Origin of the sequence: Microbacterium sp. SA156, from assembly GCF_049065455.1 — a bacterium.
Lineage (GTDB): Bacteria > Actinomycetota > Actinomycetes > Actinomycetales > Microbacteriaceae > Microbacterium > Microbacterium barkeri.
This window is the reverse complement of record NZ_JBAKGU010000013.1, coordinates 62,125-75,830: the sequence shown is the minus strand read 5'-3', so window position 1 is coordinate 75,830 and position 13,706 is coordinate 62,125. Positions and strand designations below refer to the sequence as shown.

General features: G+C 68.2%; 14 protein-coding genes and 1 pseudogene. 8 read left to right on the top strand and 7 right to left on the bottom strand.

What is annotated here, in order from left to right; all coding sequences use genetic code 11:
* Positions 1-39 precede the first annotated feature (39 nt).
* Positions 40-1,647, top strand: a complete 1,608-nt coding sequence (locus ACOWU6_RS12970; protein ID WP_421075942.1) for a DNA/RNA helicase domain-containing protein — start codon at positions 40-42, stop codon at positions 1,645-1,647.
* Here ACOWU6_RS12970 and ACOWU6_RS12965 read toward each other — a convergent pair.
* From ACOWU6_RS12965 to ACOWU6_RS12950, 4 genes and pseudogenes are all read right to left on the bottom strand, one after another.
* The gene (locus ACOWU6_RS12965) at positions 1,626-2,417 is read right to left on the bottom strand and encodes a G5 domain-containing protein (protein WP_421075967.1); all 792 of its coding nucleotides are present in this window, start codon (positions 2,415-2,417) and stop codon (positions 1,626-1,628) included. The genes ACOWU6_RS12970 and ACOWU6_RS12965 overlap by 22 nt on opposite strands.
* Before the next feature lie 69 nt (positions 2,418-2,486).
* Positions 2,487-2,576: pseudogene (locus ACOWU6_RS12960) on the bottom strand (DUF2510 domain-containing protein); the annotation flags it as partial.
* Positions 2,577-2,721: 145 nt separating this feature from the next.
* Positions 2,722-4,146 carry a rifampin monooxygenase gene (gene rox, locus ACOWU6_RS12955; protein WP_421075941.1) on the bottom strand — a complete coding sequence of 475 codons (1,425 nt, stop codon included), beginning with the start codon at positions 4,144-4,146 and terminating at the stop codon, positions 2,722-2,724.
* A 138-nt stretch (positions 4,147-4,284) separates the two neighbouring features.
* On the bottom strand, positions 4,285-5,091 hold the full coding sequence (locus ACOWU6_RS12950; RefSeq protein ID WP_421075940.1) for a DeoR/GlpR family DNA-binding transcription regulator: 807 nt from the start codon (positions 5,089-5,091) through the stop codon (positions 4,285-4,287).
* A 228-nt stretch (positions 5,092-5,319) separates the two neighbouring features.
* On the opposite strand from ACOWU6_RS12950, the gene ACOWU6_RS12945 reads away from it, so the two are divergent.
* The 7 genes from ACOWU6_RS12945 to ACOWU6_RS12915 all read left to right on the top strand — a co-directional run bounded on the left by ACOWU6_RS12945 (position 5,320) and on the right by ACOWU6_RS12915 (position 12,228).
* Complete coding sequence (locus ACOWU6_RS12945) at positions 5,320-6,612, top strand: ABC transporter substrate-binding protein (RefSeq protein ID WP_271174149.1); 1,293 nt, start codon at positions 5,320-5,322, stop codon at positions 6,610-6,612.
* 70 nt (positions 6,613-6,682) lie between these two features.
* The gene (locus ACOWU6_RS12940; RefSeq protein WP_421075939.1) at positions 6,683-7,612 is read left to right on the top strand and encodes a carbohydrate ABC transporter permease; all 930 of its coding nucleotides are present in this window, start codon (positions 6,683-6,685) and stop codon (positions 7,610-7,612) included.
* Between the two features lies 1 nt (position 7,613).
* A complete protein-coding gene (locus tag ACOWU6_RS12935) occupies positions 7,614-8,459 on the top strand; it encodes a carbohydrate ABC transporter permease (protein ID WP_271174147.1) in 846 nt (281 codons plus the stop codon).
* Positions 8,460-8,493: 34 nt separating this feature from the next.
* Positions 8,494-9,357 carry a ketose-bisphosphate aldolase gene (locus tag ACOWU6_RS12930; protein ID WP_421075938.1) on the top strand — a complete coding sequence of 288 codons (864 nt, stop codon included), beginning with the start codon at positions 8,494-8,496 and terminating at the stop codon, positions 9,355-9,357.
* Positions 9,358-9,384: 27 nt separating this feature from the next.
* On the top strand, positions 9,385-10,584 hold the full coding sequence (locus tag ACOWU6_RS12925) for an ADP-dependent glucokinase/phosphofructokinase (protein ID WP_421075937.1): 1,200 nt from the start codon (positions 9,385-9,387) through the stop codon (positions 10,582-10,584).
* Positions 10,581-11,555 carry a class I mannose-6-phosphate isomerase gene (locus tag ACOWU6_RS12920; RefSeq protein ID WP_421075936.1) on the top strand — a complete coding sequence of 325 codons (975 nt, stop codon included), beginning with the start codon at positions 10,581-10,583 and terminating at the stop codon, positions 11,553-11,555. The genes ACOWU6_RS12925 and ACOWU6_RS12920 overlap by 4 nt, the downstream gene beginning before the upstream one ends.
* A 103-nt stretch (positions 11,556-11,658) precedes the next feature.
* Complete coding sequence (locus tag ACOWU6_RS12915; protein ID WP_421075935.1) at positions 11,659-12,228, top strand: hypothetical protein; 570 nt, start codon at positions 11,659-11,661, stop codon at positions 12,226-12,228.
* Between the two features lie 31 nt (positions 12,229-12,259).
* Here ACOWU6_RS12915 and ACOWU6_RS12910 read toward each other — a convergent pair whose 3' ends face one another.
* Genes ACOWU6_RS12910 through ACOWU6_RS12900 form a run of 3 tightly spaced genes read right to left on the bottom strand, consistent with a single transcriptional unit; the run spans position 12,260 to position 13,500 of the window.
* Complete coding sequence (locus ACOWU6_RS12910) at positions 12,260-12,655, bottom strand: type II toxin-antitoxin system VapC family toxin (protein ID WP_421075934.1); 396 nt, start codon at positions 12,653-12,655, stop codon at positions 12,260-12,262.
* Positions 12,652-12,915: a hypothetical protein gene (locus ACOWU6_RS12905; protein ID WP_271174141.1), complete on the bottom strand. Its 264-nt coding sequence runs from the start codon at positions 12,913-12,915 to the stop codon at positions 12,652-12,654. Before ACOWU6_RS12905 ends, ACOWU6_RS12910 begins: the two co-directional genes overlap by 4 nt.
* 51 nt (positions 12,916-12,966) lie before the next feature.
* A complete protein-coding gene (locus ACOWU6_RS12900) occupies positions 12,967-13,500 on the bottom strand; it encodes a DUF6630 family protein (protein WP_421075933.1) in 534 nt (177 codons plus the stop codon).
* Positions 13,501-13,706 lie beyond the last annotated feature (206 nt).

The following is a 13,706-nucleotide window of genomic DNA, read 5'->3' as shown; positions in this document are numbered from 1 at the left end:
GCGGTCTACGTCGGCGAGACCCTGAACGCCGCGGCGCGGATGAAGCAGCACCTCGCGAACGCGAGCAAGCGGGAGGCCGGACTCACGACCATCCGCGTCGTCATCGACGATCGATTCAACAAGTCCGTGTGCCTCGATCTCGAGTCGCATCTGATCCGCTGGCTCGCGGGCGACGGCCGGTTCACGGTTCTCAACGGGAATGAGGGCATCACCGACGCGGCGTATTTCGACAGGGACCTGTATCGCGAATCTTTCCGCGACATCTTCGAGCAGCTGCGTGCCGATGGGGTCTTCGAGCGCTCGATCCCGCAGATCGAGAACAGCGACCTCTTCAAGCTGTCGCCCTTCAAGGCCCTGACGAATGATCAAGCTGCGGCTGTCGAGGACATCCTCGACGGGCTCTTCGCCGACCTCGAGACGGGTGTCGATTCGACCGCCGTGGTTCAGGGCCAGCCCGGCACCGGCAAGACCATCGTCGCGATCTTCCTCATGAAGCTGATCGCCGACATCCGCGATCACGACGAGAACGACGAGGTGCAGCCTGACTCGATCTTCGCGGATCTGTTCGTCCCGGAGCATCGAGCCCGGTTGCAGGACTTCCGGATGGCGCTGGTGGTTCCGCAGCAGTCGCTTCGGCTGTCCATCCGGAAGGTGTTCAAGAAGACTCCGAAGCTCGATCCGTCGATGGTCCTCTCGCCGTATGACGTGGGAAAGGCCGAGGAGCCGTTTGACCTGCTGATCGTCGACGAGACGCATCGGCTCAACCAGCGAGCGAATCAGTCGTCTGGCATGCTCAATCGCGACTTCATCGAGATCAACAAGCGGCTGTTCGGCGCGGATGATCTCTCGAAGACGCAGCTCGATTGGATCAAGGCGCGCAGTTCGCACCGAATCCTTCTCGTGGACGGCGAGCAGAGCGTCCGGCCGGCCGACCTGCCCGCGGCGACGCTCGCCGCGGAGGTGCGCGCGGCGTCGGCTCTCAGTCGCCGGTATCCGCTGCTCACCCAGATGCGGGTGAAGGCAGGAGCGGACTATGTCGAGGCCATCCGTCGGCTGCTGCGGGGCGAGGAGGGCGCTGCCGTGTCGGGGGAGATGCTCGGCGAGTACGACCTGCGGTTCTTCGATGACCTGGCTGACATGCGCATGGCGATCCTTCGCAAGGACGAGGAGCACGGGCTTGCGCGACTCGTCGCTGGCTACGCCTGGGAGTGGCGAAGCCGTCGCGACTCCAGCGCCTTCGACATCGAGCTCGACGGCGTCAGGCTCCGCTGGAACAGCACCGACAAGGACTGGATCAACGCGCCGCGTTCCCTCGACGAGGTCGGTTCGATCCATACGGTGCAGGGATACGACCTCAACTATGCAGGCGTGATCATCGGTCCTGATCTGCGATACGACCCCCTTGCTCGGCGTCTGTTCGTCGATCGTGAGTCGTACCGTGACAAGAAGGGCAAGGAGAACAACCCGGCTCTCGGCATCTTCTACTCAGACGATGACCTGCTCCAGTACATCCGGAACATCTACGGGGTGCTGCTGACGCGGGGTATCCGCGGGACGTACGTGTACGTGTGCGACCCGGCATTGCGCGAGTGGTTGCGTGAGCGGCTTCCGATGGGCGTCGAGCGTCACGAAGGCTCGCACGCGTAGCCGTCGCCGTCTCGATCGAGTTCGTAGATATCCGAGCCGACAATTCGCGCCACTCCGTCGAAGTAAGCGGGTCCATTCCCTCCGCCCCCTGCGCAGTCGACGTCGGTTGCGACAGGGACGCATGCGTCAGCGTAGTTAGGATCGCAGCCCGTCCCCGGCTCAGGTGCGGCAGGCGGGGCGGGTTCTGGAGCGACATAGGTGCCGACGGAGGTGACTTCGGTCACCGGCTCGACGGTCACCACGTCGGAGAGCAGCTCTCTCTGCAGCTCCTTCCCTTCGAGCTCAGTGACGCGGTAAGTCAGAGTGCGCTCTCCTGGTTGTCCCGGTGTAGATACGAGCGTCTGTCCCTGCGGCAGATTGATGTCGTCCTGCGTGACTCTCTCGAACGCAATCTGCTCAGTGACGACTTCCTCGCGAACCGTTGGCGTTGGCGTGGGGCTGGGTGTCGCGCCGCTCGTCGGAGTCGAAACGGGGTCCGGCGATTCACGGCCCGCGTCATCGCGCGGCGCCGTATCGCGGTCGGAGGTGCGCACATCCGCGAATGAGGCGCGCTCGCCCTCTGCTGGTGGGCGGATCGACGCCGTCACGCTTCCCGTGACGAGCAGCGCGATGGTGGCAGCGACGGTGACCACGGCCGCGGCCTTCTTCGATCGGAAGCGCATCCAGGTGCGGGTGCCTCTGCTCCAGCCCACGATCCCTGTTATGACGACGATCAGCGCGATCGGCGCGATGACCGGCGACAGCAGTATCAAGGGCACCAGCGCGACCAAGCCGATGAGAAGCCATCCCCAAACGGGCAGGCGGCGTCGCGCGGGCCTATCTACTGCCGAGGCGGATGCTGCAGACGCCCACGCTCGACCGTCCCACCAGCGCCATTCCGCGGGGTTCTCGGGATCTGGGTACCAGCCGGGGGGAGGAGTGCTTGCCAAGGGAGTCTCCAGGGGAACGCAGGAAAGTGAAACGTGTCGCGTTGCCCCCGGCCGACCAGCCGAGCGGATTCGCAGCTCAGGTCACACCCTGCCCATCAGTGCCCGGGCAGTCAAGCGGGGAAATATGCGGTCCTCGTGGGCTGGTTCATCTCCCAGGACGGATCCACTCTTCGAGCGCCCTCTCCAGCCCCTTCTGATCCTCGCCGACCCACGCCACGTGCCCATCCGGCCGCAGCAGCACAGCCTCCTGACCCAGGTGCTCGCCGACGTCCGTGATCCGGTCGATGATCCCCGGCCATCCGCCGACCGACAGCCCGCCGGTCGGGTCGAGCAGCAGCCATCGTCCGTCGCGCATGCGCTCGTACAGGCGCCCCTCCGCCAGCGGCATGTCGCGAAGCCTCCGCCCGACGAGCGGGTTGTCTGAGCCGAGGTCGTAGCGGATCCCGATCGACGCCACGCGCTCCGCGAGGAAGCGGTTGACGTCGTCGAAGTCCATCAGTTCGGCGAAGAGCCGACGCGCCGCCTGCGGGCCAGGAGCCGCGTCGATCAGCACGCTCTGCGCACGCGTGAGCGTGAGGACATCCGACGCCACCGGATGCCGTTCCGCAAAGTAGGTGTCGAGCAGGCCGGGCGCGGCCCATCCGCGAATCTCCGCCGCGAGCTTCCACCCGAGGTTGAACGCGTCTTGGATGCCGAGGTTCAGGCCCTGCCCGCCGAGCGGCGGATGCACGTGCGCGGCATCGCCCGCGAGGAAGACGCGGCCGACGCGATACCGATCGGCCAGACGCGTCGCGTCGGTGAAGCGGGTGAGCGAGATGGGGGAGTGGGCGCCGAAGTCCGTCCCGGCGAAGGCGCGGAGCTGTGATCGGAACTCGTCGAGCGTCGGGGGCACGGTGCGGTCCTCCGAGACGGATGCCGCGGGCACGACCGCGCGGAAGTGGCCATCCGGCGTCGGACCGATGCCGAACCCGCGATGCGTCTTGCGCACCTCGTCCGAGATCGCGGCCACCTCATCCGCCGGTGCCGTGATCTCGATCTCGCCGAGCAACCACTCCGTCGTCGCGGCCTCACCGGGGAACCCGATGCCGAGCGCACGGCGCACGAGGCTGCGACCGCCGTCGCAGCCGACCATCCACCGGGAGCGCACCCTCGTGCCATCCGCGAGCTCGACCGTGACGCCATCCTCATCCTGTGTGAAGCCGACGACCTCGATGCCGCGGCGGATGTCGGCGCCGAGTTCGGCGGCGCGCTCGGCGAGCAGGCGGTCGGTGATCGGCTGCGGGATGCCGAGGATGTACCCGTGCGCGGTGTCGAGGTCGGCGGGCTGCGGCTTGTCGATCCCCGCGAAGCGCCCGACCCCGGGGTACCTCGTGCCGTGCTCGAGGAAGCGCTCGAGAAGGCCGCGCTGATCGAGGATCTCGATGCTGCGCGCGTGCAGCCCGAGTGACCGCACGAGCCGGGTTGGCTCCGCGTCGCGCTCGAGGACGAGCACGCTGACGTCGTGGAGGCGCAGCTCGCTCGCGAGCATCATGCCCGTCGGGCCGCCGCCGATGATGGTCACGTCGTACATGTGCCGCCCCCTTCTCGCGCCGGAACCTCCGGTGCGGCGGACCATTCTGCTCCGTGCCGGGGGCCTTGCGGCAAGCCCCTGGGCCGGCGATATCCTGAAGGTGGCAGGAGGCGTTCGAGCTTCCTGCCTTTGTCGTCTCTACGGCGTCAGCACCTCGACGCCCGCGGCGGCGAGGGCGGCGCTGAGCTCGGGGCTCGGCTGCTCGTCGGTGATGAGGTAGTCGGCCTGCTCGAGCGGGACCACCTGCGCGAAGAGGCGGCGACCGAGCTTGGTCGAGTCGGCGAGGATGGCCGTGCGGTCGGCGCGGCGCACCATCTCTGCCATCATCGTCGCGTCGCCGAGGTTCGAGGTCGAGTAGCCCGTCTCGTCGACCGCGCCGACGGCGACGAGCGCCAGGTCGCATCGGATGTCGACATCCGGCGTGCTCGAGTTCAGCGCGAGGGAGACCGGACCGGTCGTCGCCTGCGTCAGGGTGCGCACGGCGCCGCCGAACACGTAGAGGTCGCGGAACGCGTTCGGCGAGATCTCCGCCGGGATCCGCAGGTTGTTCGTCGCGATCGTCAGGTTGCGGTGGTTGCGCAGAGCCCGTGCCACGGCGAGCGTCGTCGTGCCGGCGTTCAGCATGATGACCGACCCGTCCTCGACGAGCTCGGCCGCGATGCGGGCGATCTTCTCCTTCTCGGCGACCTGCATCCGCAGGCGGACGTCGAGCCCGCGATCCCGGCCGGGGCTCTCGGCGGTGCTGACCGCGCCCCCGTGCGTCCGCACGACCACGCCCTCGCGGTCGAGTTGATCGAGATCGCGGCGGATGGTGTCGATCGAGACGCCGAAGTGCGCCGCGAGGTCGGCGACGGTCACCCGGCCGACCTCGTCGACGTAGGCGGCGAGATCGGCTTTGCGGCCGGCCGGGAGGCGCCGACCGCGTGCGGGTGAGGGAGCTTCCATGCGGTCATATCTAGCACAGAGCGCCCAGATCACTGAAGAAACAGCAGGAAACTGCACGATCGGCGGCAGTCAGTCGGGTCGGCTGATGTCGCGCCAGCGGCGGAAAGCCATGGAAGAGACCCGGAGAAGGGCTTGACGAGACCGCGCTGCTCGCCGCATACTCGTCCTAAACCGGCATTAAAACGCAGAAGAGCGCGGAATGCCGCAGGATCTCGAAGAGGAGAGACCATGGCAATTGATCGGAGTGCGGCCCGGCGGGCGCGAGTCGTCGCCGGCATCGCGACGGCTGCAGCGTCGGTCCTGGCGCTGTCCGGCTGCGGCGCGAACGGCGACTCGGGGGCGTCTGGGGGAGACGTCACGATCGAGTTCGCCCAGTGGTGGGAGCCGGAGCTGCCCGACGGCGAGTTCCGCGCCCTCATCGACAGGTTCGAGGAGGAGAACCCCGGCATCACGGTGGAGCTCGTCAGCGGTCCCTACGCCTCGACGAAGGAGCAGCTCTTCGCCGGCGCCGCCTCGGGCACGATGCCCGATGTCGTGGGCCTCGACGGCGCCTGGGTCAACGACTTCGCCTCCAAGGGAGTGATCGCCGATCTCACGGCCCTGATGGCGGAGTACGACTACGACGACAGCGAGCTCGCGAGCCAGATCAAGGTCGACGACAAGACCTACATGATCCCGGTGGTCAACTTCGTGTACCCGATGTTCACGAACGACGGCCTGCTCGCGGAGGCCGGCGTCTCCGAGCCGCCGTCGACCCGCGAGGAGTTCGCTGACGCGGCCGAGAAGGTCTCAGCTCTCGACGGAGACGCGTCGGGATGGGTCCTGCCGCTGTCGCTCGAGGCGCCGAACGGCGTGCAGAACGACGTGATGTCGTGGGTGTGGGCCTCGGGCGGCTCGATGCTCGACGGCGGTCAGCCGGATCTCACGAATGACGACGTCGCCTCCGCGATGGAGTTCATCGAGGGGATGTGGGACGCCGGCTCCATCGCATCCGGCAGTTTCACGATGAAGGAGCAGGACAAGGTCGAGGAGTTCACGAACGGCCGCGTCGGGATGATGATCGACTCGCTTGCGCACATCAACCTCATCCGCGAGACGAACCCCGACCTCGAGTTCTCCATCTCGGCTATCCCCGCGGAGGAGGGCTACGAAGGCGAGCGCGGCATCCCCTACGCCTCGTGGGGAATCGGCGTCGCTGAGAACTCCGAGAACAAGGAGGCGGCGTTCAAGCTCGTCTCGTTCCTGATGGAGTCGGAGACGAACTCGGAGCTGTCGACGATGGCGAACGCGTTCCCCGGCAACACGGAGTCGGTGCCCGACTTCGTCGCGGATGACGAGCTCTTCGCGAAGGCCTTCGAGATCTACCAGGCCGGCTATCCCGCGAACGAGTTCACCGGTCTGCCTGTCGCGGAGGAGCTCATGCGGCTCCTCGGCGAGCAGCTCCAGTCGGCTCTCGACGGTCAGCAGTCGATGCAGGACGCGCTCGAGAAGGCGCAGGAGTCCTGGGAAGCCGAATTCTGATCCCGTTCCCGTTCGGTCGGATGGCGCGCGGCGGCGCGCGCCATCCGATCCCGACAGAGGTCGACGCCACATGAGCATGCAGACATCCTTCGCTCCCGACACGGAGACGCTCGTCACGGGTGCCCCGCTGTCGCGGAAGCGCCGCCAGCTGCGGAAGGCCGGCGAGTCCTACGGCTTCCTCGCCCCGACTCTCATCCTGCTCTTCGTCCTGATGATCGTGCCGATCGTCATGGTGATCGGGTACTCGTTCCAGGACGAGGCCGTGATGGGGTCGTCCTCCGGGCTCGTCGGGCTCGAGAACTACATCGCCGTCCTCTCCGACGCGGGGTTCTGGAAGGCGACGGGCAACACCGTCTTCTTCACGGTGGTCAGCGTCGCGGCGCACCTCATCCTCGGGCTGGCGTTCGCGATGCTGCTCAACAGCCCCCTGATCGGAGCGGTGCCGCGTGCGATCTTCCGCGCGCTCTACGTTCTTCCGTGGCTCTTCACGGCCGCGGTGATCGCGGTCCTCTGGCGGATGCTGCTGGCTCCGAACGGCATCATCAACTTCCTCCTCAGCACCGACGTCGAGTGGCTCGCCTCTCCGCAGCTCGCGCTGGGCACCGTCACCTTCATCAACATCTGGGCCGGCTACCCGTTCTTCATGGTGAGCCTGCTCGCGGGCCTGCAGGGCATCCCGAACGAGCTCAACGAAGCGGCGACGGTCGACGGCGCCAACGCACCCCAGCGGTTCTGGAACGTGACCATCCCGCAGCTGCGCCCCATCATCGTGAGCCTCGTGCTGCTCGATCTCATCTGGACGTCGCAGCAGTTCGCGCTGATCTGGATGACCACGGGCGGCGGGCCCATCGACGTCACCGAGGTGCTCAGCACATTCACCTACAAGCTCGCGTTCGCCGAATACGACTTCTCGCTCGCCGCGACCTCCGCCGTCCTCGTGCTCCTCATGTCGATGGTGCTCGCGGTGTTCTACGTCCGCCATCAGAAGGCGAGGGACTGACATGGCGCTCTCCGTCACCGCCCGCACGCGCACGGCGCGCACCGGCGTCATCATCGGGCTCCTCCTCGGCGCGGTCTTCGCCGCCGGGCCGGTGCTCTGGATGCTCTCGAGCTCGTTCAAGTCGAACACCGAGATCTTCGAGCTGCCCCCGCGGCTCATCACGGATTCGTTCTCGCTCGACGCCTACGTCGCGATCCTCACGACGCCCGAGACGGTCCGCTTCTTCCTCAACAGCTACATCGTCGCGGGAGCCGTCACGCTGCTCACGCTGGTCGTGGCCATCCAGGCGGCGTACGCCTTCAGCCGATTCGAGTTCCGCGGCAAGCGCGTGCTGAACGTCGTGATCATCAGCGTGCAGGCGGTGCCGCCGATCACGCTGCTCATCCCGTACTTCGGCCTGGTCGTCGCGCTCAAGCTCTACAACACGTACCCCGGGCTCATCCTCACCTACATGGTGTTCACGCTGCCCTACGCGATCATCATGATGACCGGGTACTTCAACACCCTGCCGCGCGAGCTCGACGAGGCCGTCCGGATGGACGGCGCCGGCTCCCTCACGGCGCTCTGGCGGATCCTCGTGCCGATCTCGGTGCCCGGCATCGTCTCGGTGGGGATCTACACCTTCATGATCGCGTGGAACGAGTACCTCTTCGCGCTCACCCTCACCCGCACCACCGACATGCGCACGGTGCCCATCGGCATCCAGCTGCTCATGGGGCAGCACTCGTACGAGTGGAACCAGATCATGGCGATGAGCATTCTCGGCTCGATCCCCGTGCTGATCCTCTTCCTGGTGCTGCAGCGCTTCTTCATCAGCGGTCTCACGGCCGGCTCCGTGAAGAGCTGACCGACCTCGCCATCCATCAACAAGGAGAATCACATTGCTTTACACCGGTAGGTCCATCCTCGACGTCGCCAACGAGCACGCCTTCGCCATCCCCGCCTTCAACATCAGCGACTGGGCGATGTTCAAGGGGATCATGGACATCAGCGAGGAGAAGGACGCGCCCGTCATCATCGCCATCCACCCCGACGAGGTCTCCCACATCACGACCGACCTCATCCCGGCCATGCACGCGCGTGCCCATCGCTCGAGCGTTCCGGTCGCCATCCACTGGGACCACGGCGGCACCTTCGAGCAGATGATCACGGCCATCCAGGCCGGCTTCACGTCGGTCATGATCGACGCCTCCCTGCAGCCGTTCGACGACAACGTCGCCCTCACGCGCAAGGTCGTCGAGGCAGCGCATGCCGTGGGCGTGCAGGTCGAGGGCGAGCTCGGGACGATCGGGGCGAACGACAGCTACGGCGAGGCAGGCGCGGCCGAGATCATCTACACGAACGTCGACGACGCGATCCGGTTCGTGGAGGAGACCGGCGTCGACAGCCTCGCGATCGCGATCGGGACCTCCCACGGTCTCTACCCCGCCGACAAGAACCCCGAGCTGCGGCACGACCTGCTCCAGGAGATCAAGGCGGCCGTGGGCATCCCTCTCGTCCTGCACGGCGGGTCCGGCAATCCGGACAGCGAGCTGGCGCGCGCGGTCTCGCTCGGCATCAACAAGATCAACATCTCCAGCGACATCAAGGTCTCGTACCACAACCGCATGCGCGAGGTCCTCGGCACCGACGTGCGCCTGCGCGAGCCGAACGCCATCCAGCCGGAGCCGCTCGAGGCGATGAAGGTCACGGCGGCCGAGAAGATCGACCTGTTCGGAGCCGCGGGCAAGGCCAACCTGTACTGATCGTCACAGAAGACGGAAGGAGCCGGCGTGGGAGCCGATCTGGTGCTGGGGCTGGGCGGGACGGTCGACTACGAGATCCGCTGGGACACCGACGTGGTCAACGCGCTGGTCGCCGAGCTCGGCATCGTCCGCGCGGAGCTGACGGCCGACGAGCCGATCGTCGATGAGCGCACGCTCGTCGCGGCGATCCTCGCCTTCGCCGCCGTGGGAAGGGGCGGGGAGCGCTTCGTCGCCTCTTCGGAGGTCGTCGGGCGGTTCGCCGCGCGGTTCTCGACCTCGGTCACCCTGGGCGGAACGGGGGTGCGGGCGGGTCTCGCGCTCGACCGACTCGGTGTCCCGAGCACCCAGCACCTCGTGAGCATCGACGACACCGTGCGCCGGCTCCTCCCGTCGTCGATGCGCGTCGTCAGCTCCGCGACGCGCGACACCCTCGATCCGCACCTCATCGTGCAGTACCCGGCCGGCGCGCGAATCCGGCTGGCGGATGGCGAGGTCGTCACGCCGAGCGCCAATCGGCTGATCTTCGCGAACGATCCGCCGAACCGCGAGATGGCGATCGCGGACGGCCTGGGCGACGCCCTCGCGACGGCGGCGGTGTTCCTCGTCTCGGGTTTCAACACGATGCAGGACGACCGGCTGCTCGTGCGGCGCCTCGATGAGCTGCGGTCCGCCATGCGGCGACTGCCGAGCGACGCCGTCGTGTACTACGAGGACGCGGGCTTCTACCGGCGCGAGTTCTCGCGGGAGATCCGAGCACGGCTGCTCGATCGCATCGACGTCTACGGCATGAACGAGGACGAGCTGCAGGAGTACCTCGGTCGGAGCGTGGATCTCCACGACGGGGACGATGTCGTCGTCGCGCTCCGCGACATCCATCGGCTCATCCCCGCCCCGGCGCTCGCCGTGCACACCCGCACGTGGGCTGTCGCCGTCGGTCCCGAGGCAGAGCGCTACCGCGACGCTCTCGAGAGCGCGGTTCGGATCGCCGCGACCCGATATCGACTCGGAGACGGCTTCTCGCCATCCGATCTCGACGCGACCGACCGGTGCCCGCGGCATCAGAGCGGCGCCCTCGTCGTCGATCAAGTGCGTGCGGCGATTCCGGGTTCCACCGGGATCGCCGGATTCGACATCGACACGTCGTCGCCGACGACGATCGGCCTCGGGGACACGTTCGTCGGCGGCTTCCTGTCGGCGTTCGCGCCCGCGCGGAGGGCGGCGGCATGATCCACGAGCTCGGCCCCAATCGACCGCCGGAGAGGTTCTATCGGGGAGGTCGGGCCATCGCGGCGTTCCGCGGCGAGGCGTCGGCCGCCGAGCGGGAGCCGGAGGACTGGATCGGATCCGTCACGACCGTCCGCGGGGAGGCGGAGCTCGGGCTGACGCGCCTGCCCGATGGCAGGCTGCTTCGCGACGCGGTGGCGGAGGACCCGGTCTCCTGGCTCGGAGCGGAACACGCGGCCCGCTGGGGCGCCGACGTGCGGCTCCTCGTGAAGCTGCTCGATGCGGGCCAGAGGCTGCCTGTCCACGCGCACCCCGATGACGGGTTCGCCGAGCGCCATCTCGGCTGCCGGCACGGCAAGGCCGAGGCGTGGTACATCCTCGAGGGCGGCACCGTGCACGTCGGGCTCACGCGGGAGGTGTCTGCCGACGAGCTGGCCGATCTCGTCCGCTCCCAGGATGTCGACGCGCTCCTGGGCCTCCTGCACACGGTGCGCGTGGAGCCGGGGGACGTCGTCTGGGTGCCGCCGGGTGAGCTGCACGCCATCGGCGAGGGCGTCTTCCTCCTCGAGCTGCAGCAGCCCGAGGACCTGTCGATCCTGCTCGAGTGGGAGGGATTCGCAATCGACGGCGCGGCGGAGGGGCACCTGGGTCTCGGCTTCGACACGGCGCTCGCCGCGGTGAATCGTGGCGCCCGTCGCGTCGAGGAGCTCGCGGAGCTCGTGCGTCCGGCACCCGTCCGGGGGCCGGTCTTCCCGCAAGCGGCGGACCCGTACTTCCGGCTCGAGAGGCTGCCGGTGGACGGGCAGGCGACCGTCGCCGCGGGCTTCTCCCTCCTCGTCCTCGTGGAGGGCTCTCTCGTGATCGATGGCGCGCGGGCCGCTGTCGGCTCGACCTTCCTCGTGCCCGCAAGCCACGGACCGGTCGATGTCCACGGCGTCGGCGAGCTGCTCGTGGCTCGCCCGCCTGCCCCCTGACGGGGACGGCCGACCCCGCTGGACCCGTGGGAGTGGGACGGCCGAGCCTGACGTTCGGCGTCCCGCGCGCGTGCACCGGGCCATCCACTTCTCTCCTGGCAGGATGACCCGGATGATCGCCGTCGAGATCGCACCCGTGACGCTGCCGGACGCCGTCGACGCGCGCGATGCGCAGGATTTCCTCGACTACCTCGAGATCGCCGCGACCGTCATGCGGGAGCAGAGCGGCGCCGGCGTCGGCGCGCAGAAGCCTGCCGACGCACTCGAGCGGCTGCGCGGCGCGACGTGCGTGCCGCTGCTCGCGCGGATCGCCGGGCGGGCCGCGGGAGCAGCGCAGTTCATGGCGCCGGCCGACGGGGGAGCGCTCGCGAGCATCAGCGTGTTCGTGCCGCGTCGCGACGCCGGCATCCTCGAGGCGATGCTCATCAAGGCCGTTGAGGAGCAGGCGCGGGCGCACTGGTTCGCGGCGGTCCGCGCGGTGAGCCTGCATCGTCCGGATACGGAGGGCGACGTCATCCCGGCGGCGGATGGCGGCGAGGCGGCTCCGCGCGACCCCCAGGCGCGGGCGCTCGCGGAGTCGGGCTATGCGCTCGAGACCGTCACGCGCCATCCGACGGGCTGGGGCGACCTGGAGTACCTCGCGGCCGAGTGGCGGAAGGACCTCGCGGGGTAAGAGCATCCGGTCGGGGATGTCGCGTGCCGTTTCACGGGGTGGCGGATCCGCGCACGAGGCGGACCTGTTGTGCCTCTGCGGCAGCGGCGAGCCTGTCGTCGAACGTCGCCAGCGCCGCGCCCAGCTGAGCCGCGGCGTCGAGCACGAAGGCGTCAGGCAGCTTCAAACCTGTCTCCACGCGCAGCGACGCCACCCGAAGCGGCGCGTTCTCATCGAGGTCGACGCGAGAGATCTCCATGGCTTCGAGGAGGGCGAGCATGTCCTCCGCTCGACCGATTCGGGCTGGGCCGACGAGGCACTCGGTGATCGTCACGTCGTGCATGGCGAAGGTGTCGTCGCTCTCTTCGACGACTCTCCGGGCGCGCTCGTGTGCAGTGTCGTGTCCCGCCGCGTATGCGATCACGACACTCGCGTCCAGGACGATCATTCGCGCCAGTCCTCGCGCAGATCATCGAGATGGCCGGCTGGATACGCCTCGTCGAACGTGCCGCGAAGTCGCGCGAGCGCCTGGCGGCGTCGTTGCCGCGACGTCTCCCGCTGCGACTCGATCTCCTGTGCGCGCTCGACGGCGAGCCGCGCGATCAGCTCACTGCGAGACGCGGTGGGCCAGCTCCGTCGAGCTGTCTCAAGGGCGTGCGCGACCGCATCGGTGACGGTCACCTGGATGCGCGGGAGCGAGGTCGGCATGACGGAAGTGTACCTCCAGCGAGCGTGGTGCACCACCCGCAGCGAAAGCCGTCAGGCCCCGCCCGCTGATCGCAACGTGAACCCGTCTCCCTCGCCCCCGACCACGCGGGCGAACAGATCGGCGTTCACGGGCGCGAGCTGGTAGCTGTCGGAGTCGATGTCGATGAGCAGCAGACGCATGCCCCGTGCCGCGAGCTGCTCGTCGATCGACACCAGAAGCGGCGGCAGCAAGCCGCCGCGTTCGAGCCGGTCGCCGAGATGATCGAGGATCCGACTCTCGGTCTCGTCGTCCCACGCGGGTGCCGCCAACCCGAGGCGCGCGCACGCGCGTGTCAGAGCAGCGCGGGTCGCGCCGAGATACTCCTCGCCGGACCAGTCGAGCCACACGATCGTGCCGGCCTCCTGCCCCACGCTGAGGAGCAGCTGGATGGCGCTCGGTCCGTCGTCCTCGAACGGATCGTCGAGATCGGGGTACTTCTCGCCGAACGCCTCCGGACCGAGCTCCGCGAGCTCGGCCGTCACTTCGCGCCACCGGGCGCGGCTCTCGTCGTCGAGCACGATCTCGGCCAACTCGTCGATGGTCACAGCGTGCTCCTGCTCATGCGGGCCATGGTAGCCCTGCCCCGGTCTTGGCGGTTGGGGCGGGAGGCCCGCTCAGGGGTGAGAGCGCCGGCCCGAGATCGGGAAGGCGTTTCCCGACCGTTCACCGCCGTCCGCGAGCCTTCCGGCATCCCCTCCGCGGCCATCCGACCGCGCCCGCCGCGAGTCCGACCCGACGGACTCAGGAAGGA